Source organism: Streptomyces sp. NPDC046876 (genome assembly GCF_040645035.1).
Lineage (GTDB): Bacteria > Actinomycetota > Actinomycetes > Streptomycetales > Streptomycetaceae > Streptomyces.
The window spans coordinates 1-23,456 of record NZ_JBEYXK010000016.1 but is presented as its reverse complement, the minus strand read 5'-3'; the positions used below and the strand labels follow the sequence as shown (position 1 = coordinate 23,456).

Sequence of the window (23,456 nt, the reverse complement as noted above, 5' to 3'; positions counted from 1 at the left end):
CGCGGCCGGCCCGCCCCTCTCCGCCTACCGCCGCGCGAAGGGCGCGACGGGGTTCTTGAGGGTGCCGATCAGCTGGAGGGCTGCCGACGGGTCGGCGAGGTCGACCATCTGCTTGTTGTTGCGCAGCTGGAGCCGGTTCAGGCAGGACAGCTGGAACTCGTCCGCGAAGAGGTCGTAGCGGGCGAAGCGGTCCGCGAGGGCCGGGATCGAGTCCTGGTAGTCGTGGGCGCAGTCGGCCACGGCCTGCCAGAAGGTGTCCTCCTCGCAGATGCCCTCGGTGGCGAGGATCGAGCCGAGGAAGCGGAAGAAGCAGTCGAAGACGTCCGTGAAGATCGACAGCAGCTTCATGTCCTCCGGGATGTCCGCCCGGATCCGCTCGACCGCCGGCGGGAGGACCGCGTCCGGGTCCATCACCACGATCTCCTCGGCGATGTCCTTGAAGATCGCCCGCTTCACCACGCCGCCCTCGATGACGAGGATCGTGTTCTCGCCGTGCGGCATGTACGCGAGGTCGTACTGGTAGAAGCAGTGCAGGAGGGGAACCAGGTACGCCCGGAGGTAGTGCCGCAGCCACTCCGCCGGCGTCAGGCCCGACTCCTCGATCAGCGCGCCGACGAAGGAGCGGCCCTCGCCGTCCACGTGGAGCAGCGAGGCCATCGTGGCCAGGCGCTCCTCGCCCTTGAGCGACGGCACCGGCGACTCGCGCCACAGTGCGGCCAGCATCTTGCGGTACGGCGAGTAGCGGTCCGTGGCGCGCTCGTACTGGCGGTGGTGGTAGCCGATCGCCGCCCGCTCCCGGATGATCGAGAAGTCCACCGACTGCAGGACCTCGTCGTTCTCGATCAGGCGGTGCAGCCAGTCGTTGATCGCCGGGGTGGCCTCCATGTACGCCGCGGACAGGCCCCGCATGAAGCCCATGTTCAGGACCGAGATCGCAGTCTTGACGTAGTGCTTCTCCGGGGCGGTGGTGTTGAAGAAGGTGCGGATCGACTGCTGCGCCAGGTACGCGTCCGCGCCCTCGCCGAGCAGCACCAGCCGGCGGTTGGCGATTTCGGCCGCGAAGGTGACCGTGGTCTTGTTCCACCACTGCCAGGGGTGGACCGGCAGCAGGTGGTAGTCCGCGAGGTCCAGGCCGAGCGAGGCCATCTTCGCCTCGAAGGCGGCGATGGTCTGCGCCCCCAGCTCGGCGCGCATGAAGGCGTCGTGCTCCAGGCCGGCGCCCGCCGTGAAGGTGGACACGTCCTTGCGGGCCGCCACCCACACCAGGTGCACCGGGCTCGCCGCCTCCGGCGCGTACGACAGGTACTCGTGGACGCCGAAGCCCAGGCGGCCGTTGTTGGCGACGAAGCAGGGGTGGCCCTCGGTCATGCCCGTCTCGATGTCCTGGAAGGAGGACTTCGCGAGGACCGCGGAAGGGACCTGGGGCTTCGTGTACTTGAAGCCCGAGCCGGCCAGGGTGGAGGAGATCTCCTCCAGGTAGACCGGCAGCACCTCGGCGCTCAGGCCGAGGGCCTCGCGCATCTCGATGTGGAAGTCGAGGGCGTCCAGCGGCAGCTCGGCGCCGTCGCGGACGAGGACGCGGCTGATCGAGGCCTCGTCGACGACCCAGTGGTCCAGGGCGTGGCGGACGGCCGTGAAGCGGTACTCCACCGTGCCGTCGTCGCTGGTCACCGCGTACGAGGAGCCGTGCGGGGACCCGTCGCCGACCGGTGCCGGGGTGAGCAGGCGCTCGTGGGAGAACTCCGCCAGCGCCTTGCGGACCAGCGCGCGGTTCGCGCGGGCCCACAGCTCGGGGGAGAGGTGGGAGATCGCGTCGGCGAGGCTCATATCGACGCTCCCGTGGCCAGGCCGGTGGCCGCCTCGAACTGCTCGCGGGTGCAGAAGCTGAGCAGGGCCTGCTTCTCCGGCTTCTGCACTGGGCCGTGCACAGTGAAGCCGACGGCCTCGTTCAGGGCGTGGACCGCCGTGTTGGCCACGTCGGGCTCGACCACGACGCGCCGGGTCGCCGGGTCGGCGAACAGGGCGGCCATCACCGTGGTGATGACGGCGCGGGTGAAGCCGTGCAGCGGCGTGTCGCCGGGCGCGACGAGGAAGTGCATGCCGACGTCGCCGGGCTCGGCGTCGTACAGGCCGACGAGCTCCAGCCGGCTCGGGTCGTAGCGCTCCATCAGGAAGGCCGGCCGGCCCTCGTGCAGGCCGATGAACGCGTCGTGGTGCTCGGCAGCCGCGATGCGCATGTACTCGCGCTCGACGTCGGGCAGAGAGGCGTCCTGCATCATCCAGAACGCCGCCTTGGGGTGGGTCACCCAGGCGTGCAGCAGCTCCGCATCGGCGAGCGGGTCCATCGGGCGGACCGCGAAGCCGCCGAGGACGGCGTCCTCGCGCGCGTAGAGGGTGTCGGTGGTGCTCATTACAGGGTGCCTTCCGGGGCGGAGAACTGCTGGAACGCGATGGACTTCTCGACCTTGTAGTACTCCCGGCCGAGCAGCTCCCCGACGATGTACGCGTTGCGGTACGCCGCCATGCCCAGGTCGGGCGAGGTGAGGGAGTGGTTGTGGGTCGTGCCGTTCTGGAGGTAGACCCCGCGGCCGGTCACGTCGACCGCGTAGTTGCGGCCGGCGTCCAGGCGGCCGCGGCCGTCGAAGTTCAGCCGGTCCCTGATCGGGTTCAGGAATTCCGGGGTCGCGTACTTGTAGCCGGTGGCCAGCACCAGGCCCTCGGAGGCGAGGGCGAAGTCGCGCTCCTGCTCCTCCTGGCGCAGCCCCAGCGTGTACGTGCCGGTGGTGGTGTCGTACGCGGCGCTGTGCAGGGCGGTGTTGGTGAGCAGAGTGGTGGGGACGGGGCCGGGCATGGAGACCCGCTTCTGGTAGAGCAGGTCGAAGATCGCGTTGATCAGGTCGCCGTCGATGCCCTTGTACAGGTTCTTCTGCTGCGTCTCCAGGCGGTACCGGGTGTCCTCCGGGAGGGCGTGGAAGTAGTCCACGTACTCCGGGGAGGTCATCTCCAGGGTGAGCTTGGTGTACTCGAGCGGGAAGAAGCGCGGCGAGCGGGTCACCCAGTTGAGCCGGTAGCCGTACGTGTCGATCTCCGTGAGGAGGTCGTAGTAGATCTCCGCGGCGCTCTGGCCGGAGCCGACCAGGGTGATCGACTGCTTCTTCTGGAGCTCCGCCTTGTGCGCCATGTAGGCGGAGTTGTGGATGAAGTCCCCGGCCAGGGGAGCGCAGGCGTCCGGAATGTGCGGCGAGGTGCCGGTGCCCAGCACCAGGCGGCGGCAGCGGAACGTTTCTCCGCCGTCCGTGCGGACCTCGTACAGCTCCGCGCCCGCGTCGTACACGACCTCGGTGACGGAGGTGGAGTACAGGACGTTGTCGAGCCGGTCGGCGGCCCAGCGGCAGTAGTCGTTGTACTCGGTCCGCAGCGGGTAGAAGTTCTCCCGGATGTAGAAGGAGTACAGCCGGTCCTGGTCCTTCAGGTAGTTCAGGAAGGAGAAGGGCGAGGTGGGGTCGGCCAGGGTGACCAGGTCCGACATGAACGGCGTCTGCAGGTGGGCGCCGTCCAGGAACATCCCGGCGTGCCACTCGAAGTGCGGCTTCGACTCGATGAAGAGGCCGTCGAGCTCGTCGATCGGTGCGGTCAGGCAGGCGAGTCCCAGGTTGAAGGGACCGAGGCCGATACCGATGAAATCACGGGTCCGGCGGGGGTCACGAGGCTCACGAGACGACTGCAAGGGATTCTCCCAGGTACTGCTCGGCGTGGGACGCGAGGAGGTCGAGCACGGCCGCGATGTCGGCCGTGGTGGTCTGCGGGTTGAGGAGGGTGAACTTCAGGTACTGGTCCCCGTCGACCTTGGTGCCTGCGACGACGGCCTCGCCGGAGGCGAACAGCGCCTTGCGGGCGTGCAGGTTGGCCTCGTCGACCAGGTCGGCGCGCACTTCGCCGGCATCCGGGCGGGGCACGTAGCGGAAGACCAGGGTGGAGATCTGCGGGCGGACGACGACCTCGAAGCGGGGGTCGGCGTCGATGAGCTCCCAGCCTGCGGCGGCGAGGTCGACGACCTCGTCGAAGAGCGAGCCGATCCCGTCGGCGCCCATGGTGCGCAGCGTCATCCAGAGCTTGAGGGCGTCGAAGCGGCGCGTGGTCTGGATGGACTTGTCGACCTGGTTGGGGATCCGCTCCTCGGCCATCCGGCGCGGATTGAGGTAGTCCGCGTGGTACGTGGCGTGCCGGAGGGTGTCGCGGTCGCGGACCAGCACTGCGCTGGAGCTCACGGGCTGGAAGAAGGACTTGTGGTAGTCGACCGTGACCGAGTCGGCCGCCTCGATGCCGTCGAGGAGGTGCCGGCGGGTGGGGGAGACCAGCAGTCCGCAGCCGTAGGCGGCGTCCACGTGCATCCACGTGCCGTGCTCGGCGGCCAGGCGGGAGATCTCCGGGAGCGGGTCGATGGACCCGAAGTCGGTGGTGCCGGCGGTGGCGACGACGGCCATCGGCACGAGGCCCTCCGCGGCGCACTCCTCCAGCTCCAGGGCGAGGACGGAGGTGTCCATGCGGCGGTTGCGGTCGACGGGGACCGCGATGACGGCCTCGTAGCCCAGCCCGAGCATGGCGGCCGACTTCTTGACGCTGAAGTGGCCGGCCTCGGAGGCGAAGATGCGCAGGCGCGGCAGGACCTCGGCCTTGGTCAGGGCGCGCCCGCTGCCCTGCATGACCTTCCGGCAGGCCTCGTCGCGCGCCAGGAGCAGGGCGTGGAAGTTGGACTGGCTGCCGCCGGAGGTGAAGACGCCGTCCGCGGCCGGGCCGAGGCCGATGCGCTGCGCGGTCCAGTCGATCAGGCGGCGCTCGATGAGCGTGCCGCCGATGGACTGGTCCCACGTGTCCAGGGAGGAGTTGACGGCCGAGAGGACGGCCTCGCCGAGTACGGCGGGGATGACGACCGGGCAGTTGAGGTGGCCCAGGTAGCGCGGGTGGTGGAAGTACACCGCGTCGCGCAGGTAGACCTCCTCCAGCTCGTCGAGGACGGCGGCCGGGTCCTCCAGCGGCCGGTCCAGGTCGATGCCCTCGATGACCGGGGCGAGTTCGTCGAGGGATATCCCGGTGTGCGGGCGCTCGGTGGAAGCCAGTTTGGCGGCGACGCGCTCCACGCCCTCCGTGACGGAACGCCGGTAGTGCTCCGCGGTCGTCTCATTCAGCAGATGCGAGCGCATCAACGTTCCTCCGGGCGGGGAGAGGGGGGCGGGGAAGATGTGGCTTAGGTTAGCCTAACCTTACTTGTGATCCAAATGGCGATGGGCCCCGGCCGGGAAAGCCGGGGCCCATCGCAGGATTCTTGAAGTTGCTCGTGGGGCGGGTGCGAAAACGCTTGTGCCGCACTGGAGTTCTGCAGAGCCGGAGTCCTGCAGAGCTGGCGTCCTGCAGAGCCGGAGCCTGCAGAGCCGTCTTACAGCTCCGCCGACGGCTCCTCGCTGGGCGCCTGTCCCGCGTACGCCTCGGCGAGCAGCTGCTCCTCGCTCGCGCCCAGGCGCCAGTAGCCGGTGAAACGCACCGCGCGCCGGTCGAGGGAACGTTCCTGCACCAGGTGGCGCCGGACGGCGCGGACCGTGCCCGCCTCGCCGGCCAGCCAGGCGTACGGGGCCTGCCCCGTCGGCAGTTCGGCGGCCCGCACCGCCTCCACCACGCGCTCGGCCCGGCCCGGCCCGTCCGTGCGCACGATCCAGGTGATGTCGGCAGCGGCGGAGGTGGCGAGTTCGAGCCGGTCGCGCTCGTGCGGGACCTCGAAGAAGGCCTTCACCGGCGTGCCGGCGGCGAGCCGCTCCAGGATCGCCGCGGCCGCGGGCAGCGCGGTCTCGTCGGCGTACATCACCAGCGCGTCGGTGCTGCCGGCCGGCGGCTGGAAGCGTACGGACTTGTTCTCCGCGACGGTCGGCCCGATGGCCAGGATCCGGCGGCCCGTCACCGCCCTCCCCGCCCAGGCGGAGGCCGGCGAGGAATCCCCGTGCAGGACGAAGTCGATGTCCACCTCGACCGCACCGTCGGGTGCCGTGCGCTGCTCGCGCACGGTGTACGAGCGCATCACCGGCCGCTCGTCGTCCGGCATGCCCCGCCACGCCCCGAACCAGGTGGCCTCGTCCGTGGACGGCAGGGCCGTGTGCTCCCGGTGGGCGGGCGGCAGGAAGAGCGACAGGCTCTGGTCCCAGCCCCCCGAGCGGAAGCCCGCGAGGCCCGCACCGCCGAAGGTGACCCGCAGGAACGAGTGGCCGAGCCGGCGGGTGCGGACCACCTCCGGCGCGAAGAAGCGGAAGTGGGCCGCGGCCTCGGTGGCCTCAGCGGCATCGGCGGACTCGGCGTCGGGCGCGGTGGCGGTCATGCGGAGGGTCCCCCTGGGGTGCGAGTGGGCGCCGGGCGCGGGCGGCCGGGCGGCGGTCGGGACATGCGAACGCCGGGCCGGGGCGGGGCGGTGGCCGCCGGCCCGGCCCGGCGTTCAGGTGCCGGTCGGCGCGGGTCAGCCGAGCTTCTTGGCGTTCTGGATCGCCTTGGCGAGGTCCTCCAGGACCTGGGCGCACTTGTCGTACGAGTAGATCGGCTCGGTCACGCGCGGGGCGACCTGGCCGGCCTTGACCGCGGGGAGCTCGTTCCAGGTCGGCTTGGCCTTCAGGGCGTCGGGCTGGAGCGTGCCGGTGCGGTTGTCGAGGAGGACCAGGTCGGCCTTGTACTTGCCGGCCTGCTCCCAGCTGAGGGTCTCGAAGAAGCCGCCCTGGTCGAGCTTGTCCTTCTCCGGGGCGACGAACTCGACGCCGAGGGACTCGAAGTACTTCAGGTCGGCCGAGGTCTTGGGCGTGGAGACGTAGAAGCTCGCGTCCGAGCCGGAGCCGACCAGGACCTTGATGCCCGGGTTGGCCTTGGTGGCCTCGCGGACCTTGGCGGCGGCGGCCTCGAAGCGGGCCTTGGCGTCGGTGGCCTTCTTGGTGTTCAGGTCGGCGCCCAGGGCCTTGGCCAGATCGGCCGTGCGCGCCAGGGCCTTGTCCATGGAGACGTCGCCGCCGACGCCGACCGCGGCGGCCGGGGCCAGCTTCAGGATCTTGTCCTTGGAGGCCTCGGGGACGTACCAGTACGTGCCGTCCCAGGTGTTGGTGACGAGCAGCTCGGGCGCCAGGGAGGCGTACTTCTCGATGTTGAACTCGTCGTAGACGTTGCCGAGGATCTCGACCTTGGAGATGTCCATCGAACCGGCCGTCACGTCGGGCTTGCCGTCGGCGGTCTTGGTCGGGCCGAAGACGCCCTTGACCTGGACGCCGTAGTCGTAGAGCGCGGCGGCGGTGCCGGTGTAGGCGACGACGTTCTTCGGCTTGGCCTTGAGGCTGATCTCCTTGCCCAGGTCGTCCTTGAAGGTCCAGGCGCCCGAGGCCGCGGCGCCGCCGTCCTTGTCGCCCGCCCCGTCCTTGGCCGAGCCGCCGCACGCGGTGAGCGCCGCGACGAGGCCGAGTGCGCCGCCGGCGGCGATGAGGCCGCGCCGGGAGAGGGGGAGGGTACGGGACTTGGGCATGTCGGTGTCCGCTTTCGTGCATGCCGGGGCCACGACAAAGCCGCCGGGTGAGAAGGTAAGCCTAACCTAAGCGGATCTAGGTCGGTGGTGCAAGGCCCGGATCGACCGCTGCGGCTGCCGACGGGACTGCCGACGGGACTGCTCCCGAACGCGGACATGCCGATGTCCGGCGCGGGTCCGTGGCCCGCGCCGGACATCGGCGGTTCCCTCACCTCAGCCGGCGAAACCCAGCTCGCGGGCGATCAGCATGCGCTGCACCTCGCTCGTGCCCTCACCGATCTCGAGGATCTTGGAGTCGCGCCACATGCGGGCGACCGGGTACTCGTTCATGAACCCGTAGCCGCCGTGGATCTGCGTGGCGTCGCGCGCGTTGTCCACCGCGACCGTGGAGGAGTACAGCTTCGCGATCGCCGCCTCCTTCTTGAACGGCTCGCCGTGTACCAGGCGGGAGGCGGCGTCACGCCAGGCGACGCGGGCCATGTGGGCGCGCATCTCCATGTCGGCCAGCTTGAACTGGATCGCCTGGTTCTCGCCGATGGGACGGCCGAAGGCCTGCCGCTCCTTGGCGTACTTCACCGACTCGTCGACGCAGCCCTGCGCCAGACCGGTCGCCAGCGCCGAGATGGCGATACGGCCCTCGTCCAGGATCCGCAGGAACTGCGCGTAGCCGCGGCCCTCCTCGCCGACCAGGTTGGCCAGCGGCACGCGGACGTCGTCGAAGGACAGCTCGCGGGTGTCGGAGGCGTTCCAGCCGACCTTCGAGTAGGGGGCGGCCACCGTGAAACCGGGGGTGCCGGACGGCACGATGATCGAGGAGATCTCCGGGCGGCCGTCCGCCTTGCGGCCGGTGACGGCGGTGACGGTGACCAGGCCGGTGATGTCCGTGCCGGAGTTGGTGATGAAGCACTTCGAGCCGTTGATGACCCACGAGTCGCCGTCCTTGACGGCGGTCGTGCGGGTGCCGCCCGCGTCCGAGCCGGCGCCGGGCTCGGTCAGGCCGAAGGCGCCCAGCACCTCGCCCGAGCAGAGCTTCGGCAGCCACTGCTGCTTCTGCTCCTCGCTGCCGAACAGGTACAGGGGCATGGCGCCCAGGGAGACGCCCGCCTCCAGGGTGATCGCGACCGAGGAGTCGACGCGGGCCAGCTCCTCCAGGGCGATGCCGAGGGCGAGGTAGTCGCCGCCCATGCCGCCGTACTCCTCGGGGAACGGCAGCCCGAACAGGCCCATACGGCCCATCTCGCGGACGATCTCGTACGGGAACTCGTGCCGCTCGTAGAAGTCGCCGATCTTCGGCGCGACCACGTCGTGCGCGAACGCCTCGACGGTACGGCGGAGTTCCTCGTGCTCGGGGGTGAGCCGGTGGTCGAGGGACATGTCTTCATTACTCCTTGTGGGAGAGGGCGCGGACGGTACGGGAGGGGCTGGGGCGTCCCAGCTGCTCGGCCATCCACACGCTCGTGGCGGTGAGGGCGGCCAGATCGACCCCGGTCTCGATGCCGAGGCCGTCGAGCATCCACACCAGGTCTTCGGTGGCGAGGTTGCCGGTGGCGCTCTTCGCGTACGGGCAGCCGCCGAGGCCGCCGGCGGAGGCGTCGACCGTGGTCACGCCGTGCTGGAGGGCGGCGAGGGTGTTCGCCAGGGCCTGCCCGTAGGTGTCGTGGAAGTGCACGCCGATCCGGTCGGTGGGCACGCCGGCCTCGTTCAGCTCGCCGAGCAGCGCCCGGACGTGGCCGGGCGTGGCGACGCCGATCGTGTCGCCGAGGCTGAGCTCGTCGCAGCCGAGGTCGAGCAGGGCCTTGGCGGTGCGGACGACCTGGTGGACGGGGACCGCCCCCTCCCACGGGTCGCCGAAGCACATGGACAGGTAGCCGCGCACGTGCGCCCCGCCCTCCTTCGCCCGGGCCACGACCGGCTCGAACATCGCGAGGGACTCGGCGACGGTCCGGTTGAGGTTGCGGGAGGCGAAGGTCTCGGTGGCCGATCCGAAGACGGCGATGCGGTCGGCACCGAGGGCCAGCGCCCGGTCGAGCCCGCGCTCGTTCGGCACCAGCACCGGCAGCTGCACCCCGGCCGCGGCCAGGTCGCCGAGCTGCGGGAACAGCTCCTCGGCGTCCGCGAGCTGGGGCACCCACTTGGGGTGCACGAAGCTGGTCGCCTCGACGGTGCCCAGCCCGGCGGCGGCCAGCCGGTGGATGAACTCGGCCTTGACCGCCGTCGGCACGGCCGACTTCTCGTTCTGCAGCCCGTCGCGGGCGCCGACCTCGTGGATCCGCACCCGCGCGGGCAGCCCCGCCTCCGGGACGGCCATGGGCAGCCCGTTCATGCGCCCTCCTCCTCTTCGGCCTCGGGGGCGACCACGGCCAGGACCTGGTCCATGGCGACGGTGGTGCCCGGGGAGACGTCCAGCTCGGTGACGGTGCCGGCGTGCGGGGCGGAGATGACGTGCTCCATCTTCATCGCCTCGACGACGAGCAGGCTCTGGCCCGCGGCCACCTTGTCGCCGACGGCGACCTTGACGACGGTGACGGTGCCGGGCATCGGGGCGGCGAGGGTGTCGGCCCCTGCGTGGCCCCGGCCGCCGAGCGCTGCGGCGACGGGGTCGTGCCGCTGCACGTGCCAGCTGTCGCCGTCGCGGCCCAGCCAGGTTCCCTCCGGGGAGGCGGCGTGGGCGAACCGGTGCGTGACGCCGTCCAGCTCGAAGGTGAGCCGGTCGCCGCCGAGGCTGACGACCCGCCCGCGGGCCGGTGCGCCGGGGCTCTGCCCCAGACCCCGCGCCTCAATCGCCGGCGGGGCTTGATGTGCCCCGCCGCCGCTGTCGGGTGCGGCGTCGAAGAGGAGTTCCTGTTCCGCGCCTCGCCGGCGGGTGCGGACCTGGACGGGTTCCTGGCCAGGGAGGCGGAAGTGGTGGACCGTCCAGGCCGGGGTGCCGCCGAGGCGCCAGCCGTCACCCGCGGAGAAGGGGTCGGTCCAGGCGCCCTCCGGCCCGGCCGGAGTTTGGGGTGCGGGTCCGGGCAGAGCCCGGTTTCGGGAAGGGGCGGGGTGGGGGAGAGACGCCTCCAGCAGCGCAGCCGCTGCGTACACCTCCGCCGGGACCCCCTCCGGCAGGAGGGACGGCAGGTCGCGCTCGACCAGCCCCGTGTCCAGCTCCCCGGAGACCACGTCCGGGTGGGCCAGCAGCCTCCGCAGGAACCCGGCGTTCGTCTGGACACCGAGGATCACGGTGTCGGCCAGCGCCCCGCGCAGCACCCGCAGGGCCGCGGCCCGGTCCGGACCGTACGCGATCACCTTCGACAGCATCGGGTCGTACGTCGAGCCCACGTCCACCCCGGCCACCAGCCCGGAGTCCGTACGGACGCTGCCCGAGGACGGCTCGGAGAGGGCGAGGACCCGGCCGCCCGACGGCAGGAACCCGCGCGCCGGGTCCTCCGCGCAGATGCGGGCCTCGATCGCGTGCCCGGTCAGCACCACGTCGGACTGCGCGAGCCCGAGCTCGCCGCCCGCCGCGACCCGCAGCTGCAGCTCCACCAGGTCGAGCCCCGTGACGAGCTCGGTCACCGGGTGCTCCACCTGCAGGCGGGTGTTCATCTCCATGAAGTAGTACGAGGACGGGTCCCCGCCCGGGACGATGAACTCCACGGTGCCCGCGCCGACGTACCCGCAGGCCCGCGCCGCCTCCACCGCCGCCGCGCCCATCGCGGCCCGGATCTCGGGCGTCAGCAGGACCGAGGGCGCCTCCTCGATGACCTTCTGGTGGCGCCGCTGCAGGGAGCACTCGCGCTCGCCCAGGTGCACCACGTTGCCGTGGGCGTCGGCCATCACCTGGATCTCGATGTGCCGCGGCCGGTCCACCCAGCGCTCCACCAGCAGGGTGTCGTCGCCGAAGGAGGACCGCGCCTCGCGCCGGGCCGCCGCGATCTCCTCGGCCAGCACGGCCGCGTCGCGGACCAGCCGCATGCCCTTGCCGCCGCCGCCCGCGGAGGGCTTCAGCAGCACCGGCATGCCGATCTTCTCGGCGGCCTCGACCAGCTCGGCGTCGGACAGCCCGCTGCCGGAGGAGCCGGGCACCACGGGCACGCCCGCGGCCTTCACGGTCTCCTTGGCCCGGATCTTGTCGCCCATCAGGGAGATCGCCCGTGCGGGCGGGCCGATGAAGGCGAGCCCGGCCTCGGCGCAGGCCTCGGCGAAGGCGGCGTTCTCGGCGAGGAAGCCGTAGCCGGGGTGGACGGCCTCGGCGCCGGTGCGGCGGGCCGCGTCGAGCAGCCGCTCCACGGACAGGTAGCTGTCGGCGGCCGCAGCCGGGCCGATGCGGACGGCCGTGTCGGCCTCCCGTACGTGCCGGGCGTCCGCGTCGGCGTCGCTGAAGACGGCCACGGACCGGATTCCGAGCTCCCGCAGGGTGCGGATGACCCGGACCGCGATCTCGCCCCGGTTGGCCACAAGGACAGTGCTGAACATCTGGGGGGTCCTCACGTCACAGGTCGCAGGTCACATACGGAAGATGCCGAAGCCCGGCTCGCCCAGCGGGGCGTTGGCGCAGGCGGTCAGGGCCAGACCCAGCACCTGCCGGGTCTCCAGGGGGTCGATGACCCCGTCGTCCCACAGCCGCGCGGTGGCGTAGTAGGCGTTGCCCTGTTCCTCGTACTGGGCGCGGACCGGGGCCTTGAAGGCCTCCTCGTCCTCCAGGGGCCATTCCTGGCCGGCGGCCTCGATCTGGTCGCGCTTGACGGTGGCGAGGACGGACGCCGCCTGCTCGCCGCCCATCACGGAGATCTTGGCGTTGGGCCACATCCACAGGAAGCGCGGCGAGTACGCCCGGCCGCACATCGAGTAGTTGCCCGCGCCGTACGAGCCGCCGACGACCACCGTCAGCTTCGGGACGCGGGTGCAGGCCACGGCGGTGACCATCTTCGCGCCGTGCTTGGCGATGCCGCCGGCCTCGTAGTCGCGGCCCACCATGAAGCCGGAGATGTTCTGCAGGAACAGCAGCGGGATCCCGCGCTGGTCGCACAGCTCGATGAAGTGGGCGCCCTTCTGGGCGGATTCGGCGAACAGGATGCCGTTGTTGGCGACGATGCCGACCGGGTGGCCGTGGATCCGGGCGAAGCCGGTGACCAGCGTGGTGCCGAACTCGGACTTGAACTCCTGGAAGCGGGAGCCGTCGACGATCCGGGCGATGATCTCGCGGGCGTCGTAGGGGGTGCGGGAGTCCACCGGGACGGCGCCGTACAGGCCGTACGGGTCCACCTTGGGCTCCTCGGCCGCCTCGACTGCCCAGGGCAGGGGGCCGCGCTCGGGCAGGGTGGCCACGATGTTCCGTACGATCCGCAGCGCGTGCGCGTCGTCCTCCGCGAGGTGGTCGGTCACGCCGGAGACGCGGCTGTGCACCTCGCCGCCGCCGAGCTCCTCGGCCGTGACGACCTCGCCGGTGGCGGCCTTCACCAGCGGCGGGCCGCCGAGGAAGATCGTGCCCTGGTTGCGGACGATGACCGCCTCGTCGCTCATGGCGGGCACGTACGCGCCGCCGGCGGTGCAGGAGCCGAGGACGGCCGCGATCTGCGGGATGCCGGCGCCGGACATGCGGGCCTGGTTGTAGAAGATGCGGCCGAAGTGCTCGCGGTCGGGGAAGACCTCGTCCTGCATCGGCAGGAAGGCGCCGCCGGAGTCGACCAGGTAGAGGCAGGGGAGACGGTTCTCCAGCGCCACTTCCTGGGCGCGCAGGTGCTTCTTGACGGTCATCGGGTAGTACGTGCCGCCCTTGACGGTGGCGTCGTTCGCGACGATCACGCACTCGCGGCCGCTGACCCGGCCGATGCCGGCGATGACCCCGGCCGCCGGGGCCGCGCCCCCGTACATGCCCTCGGCGGCCAGCGGGGCCAGCTCGAGGAAGGGCGATCCGGGGTCGAGGAGGGTGTCGACCCGGTCCCGGGGCAGCAGCTTCCCGCGCGCCGTGTGCCGGGCGCGGGCCTTCTCGCCGCCGCCGAGGCGGGCCGCCTCCATGCGGGCGCGCAGGCCCTCGGCGAGCTCGCGGTGGGCGGCCTCGTTGGTGCGCCAGGCTTCGGACGCCGGGTCCGCGGCGCTGTGAAGCACGGGTGCCTGCTGCATCGGTCGAGCTCCCTTGCTCGGTCCACGCGGTTAATGAGCGTTAACGTCTATGGCGCTTAGGTTAACGACCGCTAACGGCCCTGTCTAGAATGGATTCCCATGAGCACTTCAGCGGCCGCCCCGACCCGTCGTGAGCAGATCCTCAGTGAAGCCGCGCGCCTCTTCGCCGAGCGCGGTTTCCACGGCGTCGGCGTCGACGAGATAGGCGCCGCGGTGGGGATCAGCGGCCCCGGCCTGTACCGGCACTTCGCGGGCAAGGACGCCATGCTCGCCGAGCTGCTCGTCGGGATCAGCGAGCGGCTGCTGACCGGCGGGCGCCGCCGGGTGGAGGAGGCCGCGGGCGACGCCTCGGCCGTCCTGGCCTCCCTGATCGACGGACACATCGACTTCGCCCTGGACGACCGCGCGCTGATCACCCTGCACGACCGGGAGCTGGACCGGCTGCGGGAGGCCGACCGCAAGCTCGTACGGCAGCTGCAGCGGCAGTACGTCGAGCTGTGGGTGGCAGTCGTGCGGGAACTGCACCCCGAGGTCGGCGAGGCGGAGGTCCGGGTGGCCGTCCACGCCGTCTTCGGACTGCTGAACTCCACCCCGCACCTGGGCGCCCTCGGACGCGAGGCGACGGAATCGCTGCTGCGGCGGCTCGCCCACGGCGCGTTCGGGGCGCTGTCCCCGTGACGCCACGTGTCCGGCGGCTGGGATGGAACCGCCGCCTCCGGCAACGCGACGGCAGAATGGGCCGCATGCCGAAGCCGATAGAGACGCCCGTACCCAGCCGCGCCGAGCTCATCGACCACCTGGTGCGCACCCGGATCGCGGGACAGGTCGCCACCCCGCGCGAGAACAACCTCTCCCACTACCGCAAGCTCGCCAACGGCGACCGGCACTACTGGCTCGGCCTGGAGCTGGGCGACCGCTGGAGCGACGAGCAGGACGTGCTCGCCGTGATGGCGGAGCGCTGCGGGGTCGTCGACGACGCGGAACACCGGCAGGGCCAGGACACCATCGACCCGGAACTCACCGTGGCCGCCCTGGACCGCATGGCGGCCCGGCTGCACAAGGCCGCCCTCGACCGCCAGAGCGTGCTGCTGGCCACCGGCCACCCGGGCGGCCTGCTCGACGTCCACCGGGCCACGGCCGCGGCCCTGCGCGCCGCGGGCTGCGAGATCGTGGTGATCCCGGCCGGGCTGACGGCCGACGAGGCCTCCGTATGGCAGTTCGCCGACGTCGCGGTGCTGGAGCGGGGCGCCACCCTGTGGCACACGCACTCCCCGGCCCCGATGGCGGCGATCCTGGACGCCCTCGCCGCGGCCGGCCGCCCGCAGCCGGACCTGGTCGTCGCCGACCACGGCTGGGCGGGCTGCGCGGCGCAGCGCGGCCTGGACGCAGTGGGCTACGCGGACTGCAACGACCCGGCCCTGTTCCTCGCCGAGGCCGAGGGCACCCTGCAGGTGGCGGTCCCCCTGGACGACCACGTCCGCGACCCGCGCTTCTACGACCCGATGGTCGCCTACCTGCTCTCCGCGGCGGGCCTGACGGAGGCCTGAGGCAGGCCTGACGGGGGCCGGCCCGGGCCCGGCCCGGCGGCGTGGCGGGATGTGAGGATGGGGCCATGCCCGATCCGTACGCCGCCGCCCCGCTCACGGCCGCCTCCCTCGCCGCCTGGCGCGAGGAGGTCTCGGCGGCCCTCTCTGCCCTGACCTGCGGCTTCCGGGAGAAGTACGGCTACGGCCCGGGGGAGAACGCGATCCACCCGCCGGAGGCGGCCGACCGGGCCGCTGCCGGGCGGCTGGCCGAGGAGTCCCCGGCCTTCGCCGACCTCGCCGCGTACTACGGCGAGATCGGCGCCGTGAGCATGAGCGATGTCGGCAACGCCTACTTCCTGCACTCCGGCGACCGGGCGCTCGGCGAACGCATCGATCTGCCCGAGGCGGGCGCAGCCGCCCCCGCCGTGCTCATCGGCTCCGACGGGGGCGGGATCCAGTACGCGGTCGGCGCGGACGGTGCCGTCTGGCGTTCCCGGAGTGCCTCCGACGAAGGCGGGTTCGACCGGATCGCGCACGGTCTCCCCGAGTTCCTCGACCTCCTGCGGCGCTCGGTCCACCGTTTCGGCGAGTCCGGGCAGCCCGGTCTGGTGTAGGCCCCGAGGCCGAGGCCTGCCGGCCAGGCCTAGGCCAGCCAGGCGGAGGTCAGCGTCTGTACCGCCGAGCCGTCGAGGTCGGTGAGCTTCGTCGCGACGAACGTGCGGGCCCAGTCCGAGGTCTGGATCCGCAGCGGCATCCGCTCCACGTCCAGCAGTTCGACCAGCGGGGCGGCGGCCTCCGCGGAGGTCTGGGCGGTCCCGTACGAGGAGACCGTCCGCTCGATGTAGGCCTTGAGCGCGGGCGCGTACGGTCCGGCGTCGGCCGTCAGCCGTGCGATCTCGTCCTGCTGGTTGGCGACGAACTCGCTGGCGACCGCGCCCGGTTCGACCAGGGCCACCTGCACCCCGACGGTGGCGGCGACCGGGGCCAGGGACTCCATGAAGCCCTCGACGGCGAACTTGGCCGCGCAGTACGCCTCGTTGAAGGGCTGGCCGACGACGCCGCCGACGCTGGTCACAGTGATCAGCCGGCCGCCGGAGGCCCGCAGGTGCGGCAGGGCCGCCCGGGTCACCTCGACCACGCCGAAGTAGTTGACCTCCATCGAGGCGCGTACGGCCGTCATGCCGTCCTGCTGCTCGAGGGTGCCCGCGAAGCCGGCCCCCGCGTTGTTGACCACCGCGTCCAGGCGGCCGTGCTCGGCGACGACCTGCTCGACGCAGGAGGCGACCGACTCGGCGTCGGTGACGTCCATCCGCTCGACCTGGACCCGGTCGGCGACCCCCGCCTCGTGGGCGGCGGCGAGCAGGTCAGCCGCGCGGGAGGTGTCCCGCATGGTCGCGACGGTGTGCCACCCGGCCTGCGCGGCCGCCACGGCCGCGGCCAGGCCGATGCCGGTGGAGGTGCCGGTGATGAGGACGGTCTTGGGGGTGCTGGTGCTGCCGGTCATGAGAGGACTCCGGGAAGAGGAAAGCGCATCTGTGCGTGCACACACACATTATCGTTGTGTGTGCGTGCACGCAATCGGTACTCTGATCACATGGCGAAGAGCAACCTCACCCTGGGCCACCTCACCCCCCGCGACCACGCCTTCTACGGCCTCGTCTGGGCGGGGTCCACGCTCAGCGCCCGAGTCGACCAGGCCCTCGCGCGCCGCCACGACCTCCCGCTGTCGTGGTTCGAGGTGATGCTGTGGCTGAGCGCCCAGAAGGAGCCCGTCGCCGCCTCCGACCTCGGCGCGATGACGCTGCTCAGCCGCAGCCAGGTCTCGCGCGTCGCCGACTCGCTCCAGGCCCGCGGCCTCGTGGAGCGGATACCCTCCCCGACCGACGCCCGCTCGGTCTGCATCGCCCTGACGGACGCGGGCCGCCGCGCCTTCGCCGAGGCCGACGCCACCCGCCGCGAGGTCCTCGCCGAGGTCTTCGACGACCTCCTGGACGACGGCGACATCGCCGCCCTGGAAGCCGTCTGGGCCAAGCTCAAGTCCCGCCCGAAGGTCTGAGGACGGCGCGAGGGCGGAGCGCTGCGCCCGGCGCGAGAGCGGGGCGCTGCGCCGTTCAGGCGCGCGGGACGCGGACCACGCCCTCCTGGATCACCGTGACGGCCAGGCGGCCGTCCTGGGTCCAGATGCGGGCCTGCCCGAGGCCCCGGCCACCGTGGGAGGTGGGGGAGTCCTGGTCGTACAGGAGCCACTCGTCGGCCCGGAAGGGCCGGTGGAACCACATCGCGTGGTCCAGTGAGGCACCGACCACGTCGCCCACCGCCCAGCCGCCCCGGCCGTGCGCGAGCAGCACCGAGTCCAGCAGCGTCATGTCCGAGACGTACGTGGCCAGGCAGGTGTGCAGGAGCGCGTCGTCGCTCTCCAGCTTCCCGGCGGTGCGGAACCACACCTGCGAGCGCGGCTCGACCGGCTCGCCGATCGTGCCCCACGGCGGCGTGGTCGCGTACCGCAGGTCCACCGCGCCACGCGCCTCCAGCAGCCGCTCCACCGTCCCCGGGTCGCGGAAGAGGTCCCGGTAGGCCGGCAGCGCCTCGGCGGCGGTCGGCAGGGTCTCCGGGTCCGGGGCCGCGGGCATGGCGACCTGGTGGTCGAGCCCCTCCTCGGCCACCTGGAACGAAGCCGAAAGGTGGAAGATCGGCTGGCCGTGCTGGACGGCGACCACCCGGCGGGTGGTGAAGGAGCGCCCGTCGCGGATGCGGTCGACGGTGTAGATGATGGGCGCGCCCGGGTCACCCGTGCGCAGGAAGTACGAGTGCAGCGAGTGCGCCGTGCGGTCCCCGGGCACGGTCCGGCCGGCCGCGACCAGCGCCTGGGCCGCGACCTGTCCGCCGAACACGCGCGGCACCAGGGAGGTACGGCTGGTGCCGCGGAAGATGTTCTCCTCGATCTGCTCCAGGTCGAGCAGATCGAGGAGATCGGTGAGTACCTCGTTCAACGGTACTTACAGACCCATCGCCTTGGCGATGATCGACTTCATGACCTCGCTGGTACCGCCGTAGATGCGGTTGACGCGGTTGTCGGCGTACAGGCGGGCGATCGGGTACTCGTTCATGTAGCCGTAGCCGCCGTGCAGCTGCAGGCAGCGGTCGATGACGCGGTGCGCGACCTCGGTGCAGAACAGCTTCGCGGACGCGGCCTCGGCCGGGGTCAGCTCGCCCGCGTCCAGGGCCTCCAGCGCGCGGTCGGCGACGGCCTCGGCGGCGTCCACCTCGGCCTGGCAGGCGGCCAGCTCGAACTTGGTGTTCTGGAAGTGCGCGACCGGCTTGCCGAAGACGGTGCGCTCGGTCACGTACTGCTGCGCGAAGCGGACGGCGGCCTTGGCCTGCGCGTACGCGCCGAAGGCGATGCCCCAGCGCTCGGAGGGCAGGTTGGCGCCGAGGTAGTAGAAGCCCTTGTTCTCCTCGCCGAGCAGGTCCTCGACCGGGACCTTCACGTCGACGAACGCCAGCTCGGCGGTGTCGGAGGTGCGCAGGCCCAGCTTGTCGAGCTTGCGGCCGATCGAGTAGCCCTCGGACTTGGTGTCCACGGCGAAGAGGGAGATGCCGAAGCGGCGGTCCTGCTCGCTCGGGGCGGAGGTGCGGGCGCAGACGATGACGCGGTCGGCGTGGACGCCGCCGGTGATGAAGGTCTTGGCGCCGTTGAGGACGTAGTGCGTGCCGTCCTCGGAGAGCTTGGCGGTGGTCTTCATGCCCGCGACGTCGGAGCCGGTGCCCGGCTCGGTCATCGCCAGGGCCCACATCTCCTCGCCGGAGACGAAGTTCGGGAGGTAGCGCTTCTTCTGCTCGTCGGTGGCGAGCATCTTGATGTAGGGGAGGGCGAGCAGGACGTGCACGCCGGAGCCGCCGAAGTTGACGCCCGCGCGGGAGGTCTCCTCGTACAGGACGGCCTCGAACTTGTGCGTGTCCAGGCCGGCGCCGCCGAACTCCTCGGGCACGTTGATGCCGAAGATCCCCAGCTCACCGAGCTTGTGGTAGAACTCGCGCGGGGCCTGGCCGGCCGCGAACCACTCGTCGTAGACGGGGACGACCTCGGCCTCTATGAAGGCGCGGATGGTCTCCCGGAAGGCCTCGTGGTCCTCGTTGAACACCGTACGGCGCACGGCCGGCTCCCTTCGTCGCGGCGGTCCGCCGCTTATGTCTAAGCGCTTGCTCATACTAAGTTACCGGCGAGTTGTCGATCCTGTCCAGACTCTGTCGGCAGCGCCTCGTGCAGTCCCGGCATGACCCGCACCACTCGCCGTACTCCCACGGCGACCACCTCTGCGGGCCGAGCCGGCTCCGGACCTGCCCGCCGAGCTGGAGGCCGAGACCGGACTCCACTGCCACGCGGTGATCGCGGCGACGCCGGAGCGGGGACTCGGCAGAGCCACTACCGCCGTACGAACGCCTGCTGGGAGGCGCAGGTCCAGATCACCGGCTGGGGCCGGTTCCCGGCGTCCAGGGCGGTCCCGCCGACGCGGTCGTCGTCGGTCGCGGTGAACGCCACGCTGTAGCCGGTCGGCGTCAGCCCCGGCAGGACGCGCATCGGGCCGTGCCCGGTCCAGTACTGCGCCAGCGCGTACGGGCCCGGCGCCGGCTCCGGCGGGTAGGCGGCCATGCCGACCGCGACGCCGGTGCGCGGGCTGATGCCGTCGAGGGTGCCGCTGACGGCCCCGCGGGTCAGGGGCGGGTACGCGGGAGGGGTGTCGGGGCCCTTCCAGACGACGGACACCTGGTGGTGGTCCGGCCCCTCACCCACCCACTTGTACCCGACGATCCGCCCGTGGTCGTCGAGCCCACCGGCCCTGTACGTCCCCTCGGTGCCGTCGACGGTCGCCAGCGGCCGGGCGGGGACACTGCGGTCGGCCGGCCAGAACAGCGCCGGAGTCCCGTTCGCGGCCGCGAGCGACGCCGCGGGGCCGGTGACCTCGCCCGCGTTGTTGATGTGGGACGCGCCGTAGAGCTTGTACCCGGGCGGCGCCGACAGTTCGCGCAGGAGCCGGCCCTCGTACCACTCCATGGCGACGGTCCGGTTCTGCTCCGGGACCCAGACGTCGCCGACGATGACGCCCTGGTCGTTGACGCTGTTCGGCAGGCCCCCGCCGGGCAGGACGGTGATGGCGGGGTCGCCGTGCCGGTAGCTGAAGCCGATCGTGCCGTCGGGAGTGCTCACCCGGCCGACCATCAGGCCGTGCCGGTTGACGTCCTTGATCGTGCCCGAACCGGAGCCGGCCGGAAGCGGCGGCTGGAACACCTTGGTCCCGATCCAGTACGCGGGCTTCAGCGTCGACATCCCGACGGCCACGTCCGACCCCTCGGCGATGGCATTGACCTGGGTGCGGCGCACGTACGGGCTCGGGTACGGATCCTCCGAGAGCACGGGCAGCCGCTCCAGCACCCGGACGGCCGGCTCGCACCGCGCGGCGGATCCCCCCGGAGCCGCCTGCACGGGAGCGGCCGCCGCGAGCGCGGCGAGCACGCTCGCCGCCGCGGCAAGGCCGGTACGCATCGTGCTCGTTCCCATGTGTCCCCCCGGACCGACATCGTGCGAAAGCCGAATGACCGACACATCCTGGCCATACCGGGAGCCGGATGAACAGTCGTGATCCGGCCACCGGGACCGTCGGCCTGCCCGAAGCGGGGGGGGGGCGGGGGCGGAGAGGGGCGGGGCCCCGCGCCGCCCGAAAGAACCACCCCGCCCGCGGCCCCGGCCGCCCCCCCCTCGGGGGGGGGGGCGTATTATTGGGGGCCCCCCGCCCCGGTCTACCTTCACGACACGCCCAGGAGGGCGGGGGTCAGGGAGAGGGAGAGGGAAGACGATGGGCACCTACATCCAGCTGGGCGACGTGAAGACCTGGTACGAGGAGCACGGCGCGGGCGAGCCGCTCGTCCTCATGCACGGCGGCCTGGTCGACGCCCGGTTCTTCGAACCGAACCTGGCCCCCCTCGCCGAGCACTTCCGCGTCTACACCCCCGAGCGTCGCGGCCACGGCCACACCCCGGACGTACCCGGCCCCATCACGTACCGGCTGATGGCCGACGACACCATCGCCTTCCTCGAGACGGTCGTGGGCGAGCCGGCGGACCTCGTCGGGCACAGCGACGGCGCGGTCGTCGCCATGCTGGTGGCTATGCAGCGCCCGGAGCTGGTCAAGCGCCTCGTCATGATCAGTGGCGGCTTCAGCAAGGAGGGCGAGGCCATGCCCGACATGGAATGGGACGTCGAGCAGCTCTTCCAGTTCCTGGGCTCCGCCTACGGCGAGGTCTCCCCGGACGGCATCGACCACTTCAAGGTCGTCGCCGCGAAGATCGGCGAGATGGCCGCCAAGGAGCCCAACCTCAAGGCCGCGGACCTGGCCGCCGTCACGCACCGCTCGCTGGTCATGTTCTCCGACGACGACCTGGTCACCATGCAGCACGTGGTGGAGATGTACGACGCCCTCCCGAACGCCGAGCTCGCCGTCGTCCCGGGCACCTCGCACTTCCTCACCAAGGAGAAGCCCGCCCTCGTCAACGCCCTCGTCCTGGACTTCCTCACGAACGCCCCGGTCCCGACGATCGCCGCGATCCGCCGGGCAGACCGGGAAGCCCACTGAGGTCCAGCAGCCGGTGGAGGCGGGCGGCCGGCAGATTCGGATTGGCCGCCGCGCCCTCGGCGGTGCGCGGGTCGTCCAGCAGCGCGTCGAGCGCCCCGGCGGGGAACACCGGGTTGGCCGCGGCCGCCCGGCGCACCTGCTCCTCCGGGTCGGCGAGGAGCCGTACGGGGGGCTCGGGGAGGGTGGGGTCGGCGGCGGCCAGCGCCCGGACGTCGGCGTCGACGTGGTCCAGCAAGCGGGCGAGGCCGGTACGGGGGAGGGCGGGCAGCGTCAGCAGGTACGGCCGCTGGCCGGGGCGGGCGAGGAAGGCGTCCAGCAGCAACTCGGGCGGCGCAAGGGGGTGGTGAACGGCGAGCCGGTGGCGGACGGCGGGGTCGGGGTCCCCGGCCAGGAGGCGGACGAGATCCACGGGGAGGTGGGGATGGCCGGCAGCCACCTTGCGCAGGACCACCTCCTCGGAGCGCGCGCAGGCCGCGTACCAGTCGGGGTCCACCCCTTCGTACGGCTCGAAGATCGGGCAGTCGCAGTCGCAGTCGTCGCCGTGGGGCACGACTGCGTCGACGGCACCGCACTGCGCCCATGTCCGCGGCAGCGGTTGCACCCGGGCGCGGAGCCGCACCCGCTCGTCCGGGTCCTCGGCCAGCTCCGCCAGCAGGGCCGCATCGAGGTCGGCCCGGGCCGCCACCCGCTCCCGCACCTCGGGGGCGGCGTTACGGGCGAGTCGCGCGACGGCATCGGCGGGCGTGTGGCGGTTGCAGGCCAGCCCGTACAGGTTCCGCCCGTCGGCGAAGCACGCCTCGACCACGGTGCGGGACACGGCGTAGTTGGTGAGCAGGACCGCTCTGTGGTGGCAGTCCCGCTCCGGCAGCTCGGCCTCCATGGCCGCGGGGTCGAGCGTCCGGTTCTGTCTGTGTGCCGCCTCGCGCACTGCCGGGTCGGGGTCGGCGAGCAGCGCTGCGCGCTGCTCGGGGGCGAGCTCACGCCAGGAACCCGTTCCGAGCTTCCGTAGGGCGGGGTTCTCGTGCAGGGGCCATCGGCGGCTGAACGAGGGGGCTATCTGCCGGGAGGAGAAGACCTCCCAGCCGATCTCGGCTGCCGTCAACATCCCGTCGTGGCCGTCCTCGTCCTGGGCGGTCAGCAGGGCCTCGACCATGTCGTCCGGCAGCGGCCGGGCCTTGCGCGCGTGCGGACGGGGGCCGCCCGCGAGCCAGGCGCGCACCATGGCCGAGGGATCGTGGACCAGGGGACGGAGCCGCGCCGGATCGACACGCCGGTTGTGGGCGAACACCCGGCGGACCTTCCAGTCGGGGTGCGCGACGATGGCATCGACCACCTCGGCGGGAAGATCCCGGTCCCGGCACAGCACCGTACGGGCCTCACCCGCAGCGGGATCGAGCAGCCGCAGGAGCACATCGGCCGGCGCAGCCGGATTCACGGCAACACCGCGCAACCAGTGGGACGGGAGGGAAGAGGGCATCGGGCCATCCTGGCAGGAACGACACCGGGGCGGGGCTCAAGGGCTGGACGGGGGCCGGGGGACGGGGTCACGGTGGGGCGGGGTCGGTGGGTGTCCGGGGGCGTCCCGGCCGCCCATTGTCCTTTCGGTGCGGGCCGGCGCGTCAAGGGCGCTCCCTGCGGTCGCGTCGCTGCGCGATGGCCTTC

The 23,456-nt window shown here is 72.1% G+C and carries 20 protein-coding genes; 5 read left to right on the top strand and 15 right to left on the bottom strand.

Features of this window, described 5'->3' with window-relative positions; translation table 11 throughout:
* Positions 1-24 precede the first annotated feature (24 nt).
* From ABZ924_RS12245 to ABZ924_RS12200, 10 genes are all read right to left on the bottom strand, one after another.
* On the bottom strand, positions 25-1,827 hold the full coding sequence (locus ABZ924_RS12245) for an IucA/IucC family siderophore biosynthesis protein (protein ID WP_361907323.1): 1,803 nt from the start codon (positions 1,825-1,827) through the stop codon (positions 25-27).
* A complete protein-coding gene (locus tag ABZ924_RS12240) occupies positions 1,824-2,411 on the bottom strand; it encodes a GNAT family N-acetyltransferase (protein WP_361907321.1) in 588 nt (195 codons plus the stop codon). Before ABZ924_RS12240 ends, ABZ924_RS12245 begins: the two co-directional genes overlap by 4 nt.
* The gene (locus tag ABZ924_RS12235) at positions 2,411-3,727 is read right to left on the bottom strand and encodes a SidA/IucD/PvdA family monooxygenase (protein WP_361907319.1); all 1,317 of its coding nucleotides are present in this window, start codon (positions 3,725-3,727) and stop codon (positions 2,411-2,413) included. The genes ABZ924_RS12240 and ABZ924_RS12235 overlap by 1 nt, the downstream gene beginning before the upstream one ends.
* Positions 3,711-5,201 (bottom strand): aspartate aminotransferase family protein, encoded by a 1,491-nt coding sequence (locus tag ABZ924_RS12230; protein ID WP_361907317.1) that lies wholly within the window; start codon positions 5,199-5,201, stop codon positions 3,711-3,713. Before ABZ924_RS12230 ends, ABZ924_RS12235 begins: the two co-directional genes overlap by 17 nt.
* A gap of 233 nt (positions 5,202-5,434) precedes the next feature.
* Positions 5,435-6,361, bottom strand: coding sequence for a siderophore-interacting protein (locus tag ABZ924_RS12225; protein ID WP_361907315.1), 927 nt, complete (start codon positions 6,359-6,361; stop codon positions 5,435-5,437).
* 135 nt (positions 6,362-6,496) lie between these two features.
* Positions 6,497-7,537, bottom strand: coding sequence for an ABC transporter substrate-binding protein (locus ABZ924_RS12220; protein ID WP_361907313.1), 1,041 nt, complete (start codon positions 7,535-7,537; stop codon positions 6,497-6,499).
* Positions 7,538-7,750: 213 nt separating this feature from the next.
* Positions 7,751-8,911, bottom strand: a complete 1,161-nt coding sequence (locus ABZ924_RS12215; protein WP_361907311.1) for an acyl-CoA dehydrogenase family protein — start codon at positions 8,909-8,911, stop codon at positions 7,751-7,753.
* 7 nt (positions 8,912-8,918) lie between these two features.
* Entirely contained in the window at positions 8,919-9,860 is a 942-nt protein-coding gene (locus ABZ924_RS12210) for a hydroxymethylglutaryl-CoA lyase (protein WP_361907309.1), read from the bottom strand.
* Positions 9,857-11,992, bottom strand: coding sequence for a biotin carboxylase N-terminal domain-containing protein (locus ABZ924_RS12205; protein WP_361907307.1), 2,136 nt, complete (start codon positions 11,990-11,992; stop codon positions 9,857-9,859). Before ABZ924_RS12205 ends, ABZ924_RS12210 begins: the two co-directional genes overlap by 4 nt.
* A gap of 30 nt (positions 11,993-12,022) precedes the next feature.
* Positions 12,023-13,639: a carboxyl transferase domain-containing protein gene (locus tag ABZ924_RS12200; protein WP_361907305.1), complete on the bottom strand. Its 1,617-nt coding sequence runs from the start codon at positions 13,637-13,639 to the stop codon at positions 12,023-12,025.
* A gap of 99 nt (positions 13,640-13,738) precedes the next feature.
* Here ABZ924_RS12200 and ABZ924_RS12195 point away from each other — a divergent pair, with 99 nt between their 5' ends.
* The 3 genes from ABZ924_RS12195 (at position 13,739) to ABZ924_RS12185 (ending at position 15,779) form a co-directional block, all read left to right on the top strand.
* Positions 13,739-14,317, top strand: coding sequence for a TetR/AcrR family transcriptional regulator (locus ABZ924_RS12195; RefSeq protein WP_361907303.1), 579 nt, complete (start codon positions 13,739-13,741; stop codon positions 14,315-14,317).
* 56 nt (positions 14,318-14,373) lie between these two features.
* Positions 14,374-15,186: a phosphatase gene (locus ABZ924_RS12190; RefSeq protein WP_361907301.1), complete on the top strand. Its 813-nt coding sequence runs from the start codon at positions 14,374-14,376 to the stop codon at positions 15,184-15,186.
* 65 nt (positions 15,187-15,251) lie between these two features.
* Positions 15,252-15,779: an SMI1/KNR4 family protein gene (locus tag ABZ924_RS12185; RefSeq protein WP_361907299.1), complete on the top strand. Its 528-nt coding sequence runs from the start codon at positions 15,252-15,254 to the stop codon at positions 15,777-15,779.
* Positions 15,780-15,808: 29 nt separating this feature from the next.
* Here ABZ924_RS12185 and ABZ924_RS12180 read toward each other — a convergent pair whose 3' ends face one another.
* A complete protein-coding gene (locus ABZ924_RS12180; protein ID WP_361907297.1) occupies positions 15,809-16,669 on the bottom strand; it encodes an SDR family oxidoreductase in 861 nt (286 codons plus the stop codon).
* 90 nt (positions 16,670-16,759) lie between these two features.
* On the opposite strand from ABZ924_RS12180, the gene ABZ924_RS12175 reads away from it, so the two are divergent.
* The gene (locus ABZ924_RS12175; protein ID WP_361907295.1) at positions 16,760-17,221 is read left to right on the top strand and encodes a MarR family transcriptional regulator; all 462 of its coding nucleotides are present in this window, start codon (positions 16,760-16,762) and stop codon (positions 17,219-17,221) included.
* A 55-nt stretch (positions 17,222-17,276) separates the two neighbouring features.
* Here ABZ924_RS12175 and ABZ924_RS12170 read toward each other — a convergent pair whose 3' ends face one another.
* The 3 genes from ABZ924_RS12170 to ABZ924_RS12160 all read right to left on the bottom strand — a co-directional run bounded on the left by ABZ924_RS12170 (position 17,277) and on the right by ABZ924_RS12160 (position 20,722).
* Positions 17,277-18,155 (bottom strand): acyl-CoA thioesterase II, encoded by an 879-nt coding sequence (locus tag ABZ924_RS12170; protein ID WP_361907293.1) that lies wholly within the window; start codon positions 18,153-18,155, stop codon positions 17,277-17,279.
* Between the two features lie 6 nt (positions 18,156-18,161).
* Entirely contained in the window at positions 18,162-19,319 is a 1,158-nt protein-coding gene (locus tag ABZ924_RS12165; RefSeq protein ID WP_361907292.1) for an acyl-CoA dehydrogenase family protein, read from the bottom strand.
* Between the two features lie 269 nt (positions 19,320-19,588).
* Positions 19,589-20,722, bottom strand: a complete 1,134-nt coding sequence (locus ABZ924_RS12160) for a hypothetical protein (protein WP_361907290.1) — start codon at positions 20,720-20,722, stop codon at positions 19,589-19,591.
* A gap of 295 nt (positions 20,723-21,017) precedes the next feature.
* Here ABZ924_RS12160 and ABZ924_RS12155 point away from each other — a divergent pair, with 295 nt between their 5' ends.
* On the top strand, positions 21,018-21,794 hold the full coding sequence (locus ABZ924_RS12155) for an alpha/beta hydrolase (RefSeq protein WP_361907288.1): 777 nt from the start codon (positions 21,018-21,020) through the stop codon (positions 21,792-21,794).
* On the opposite strand, the gene ABZ924_RS12150 is transcribed toward ABZ924_RS12155, so the two are convergent.
* The gene (locus tag ABZ924_RS12150) at positions 21,733-23,271 is read right to left on the bottom strand and encodes a hypothetical protein (RefSeq protein WP_361907286.1); all 1,539 of its coding nucleotides are present in this window, start codon (positions 23,269-23,271) and stop codon (positions 21,733-21,735) included. The genes ABZ924_RS12155 and ABZ924_RS12150 overlap by 62 nt on opposite strands.
* Between the last annotated feature and the right edge of the window lie 185 nt (positions 23,272-23,456).

Bases quoted from the DNA above. Each gene is read 5' to 3' on its own strand.
- ABZ924_RS12215 (WP_361907311.1), bottom strand. From the start codon at position 8,911: ATGTCCCTCGACCACCGGCTCACCCCCGAGCACGAGGAACTCCGCCGT.
- ABZ924_RS12230 (WP_361907317.1), bottom strand. From the start codon at position 5,201: ATGCGCTCGCATCTGCTGAATGAGACGACCGCGGAGCACTACCGGCGT.
- ABZ924_RS12240 (WP_361907321.1), bottom strand. From the start codon at position 2,411: ATGAGCACCACCGACACCCTCTACGCGCGCGAGGACGCCGTCCTCGGC.
- ABZ924_RS12245 (WP_361907323.1), bottom strand. From the start codon at position 1,827: ATGAGCCTCGCCGACGCGATCTCCCACCTCTCCCCCGAGCTGTGGGCC.
- ABZ924_RS12210 (WP_361907309.1), bottom strand. From the start codon at position 9,860: ATGAACGGGCTGCCCATGGCCGTCCCGGAGGCGGGGCTGCCCGCGCGG.
- ABZ924_RS12195 (WP_361907303.1), top strand. From the start codon at position 13,739: ATGAGCACTTCAGCGGCCGCCCCGACCCGTCGTGAGCAGATCCTCAGT.
- ABZ924_RS12150 (WP_361907286.1), bottom strand. From the start codon at position 23,271: ATGCCCTCTTCCCTCCCGTCCCACTGGTTGCGCGGTGTTGCCGTGAAT.
- ABZ924_RS12160 (WP_361907290.1), bottom strand. From the start codon at position 20,722: ATGGGAACGAGCACGATGCGTACCGGCCTTGCCGCGGCGGCGAGCGTG.
- ABZ924_RS12180 (WP_361907297.1), bottom strand. From the start codon at position 16,669: ATGACCGGCAGCACCAGCACCCCCAAGACCGTCCTCATCACCGGCACC.
- ABZ924_RS12205 (WP_361907307.1), bottom strand. From the start codon at position 11,992: ATGTTCAGCACTGTCCTTGTGGCCAACCGGGGCGAGATCGCGGTCCGG.
- ABZ924_RS12175 (WP_361907295.1), top strand. From the start codon at position 16,760: ATGGCGAAGAGCAACCTCACCCTGGGCCACCTCACCCCCCGCGACCAC.
- ABZ924_RS12185 (WP_361907299.1), top strand. From the start codon at position 15,252: ATGCCCGATCCGTACGCCGCCGCCCCGCTCACGGCCGCCTCCCTCGCC.
- ABZ924_RS12190 (WP_361907301.1), top strand. From the start codon at position 14,374: ATGGGCCGCATGCCGAAGCCGATAGAGACGCCCGTACCCAGCCGCGCC.
- ABZ924_RS12225 (WP_361907315.1), bottom strand. From the start codon at position 6,361: ATGACCGCCACCGCGCCCGACGCCGAGTCCGCCGATGCCGCTGAGGCC.
- ABZ924_RS12155 (WP_361907288.1), top strand. From the start codon at position 21,018: ATGGGCACCTACATCCAGCTGGGCGACGTGAAGACCTGGTACGAGGAG.
- ABZ924_RS12220 (WP_361907313.1), bottom strand. From the start codon at position 7,537: ATGCCCAAGTCCCGTACCCTCCCCCTCTCCCGGCGCGGCCTCATCGCC.
- ABZ924_RS12200 (WP_361907305.1), bottom strand. From the start codon at position 13,639: ATGCAGCAGGCACCCGTGCTTCACAGCGCCGCGGACCCGGCGTCCGAA.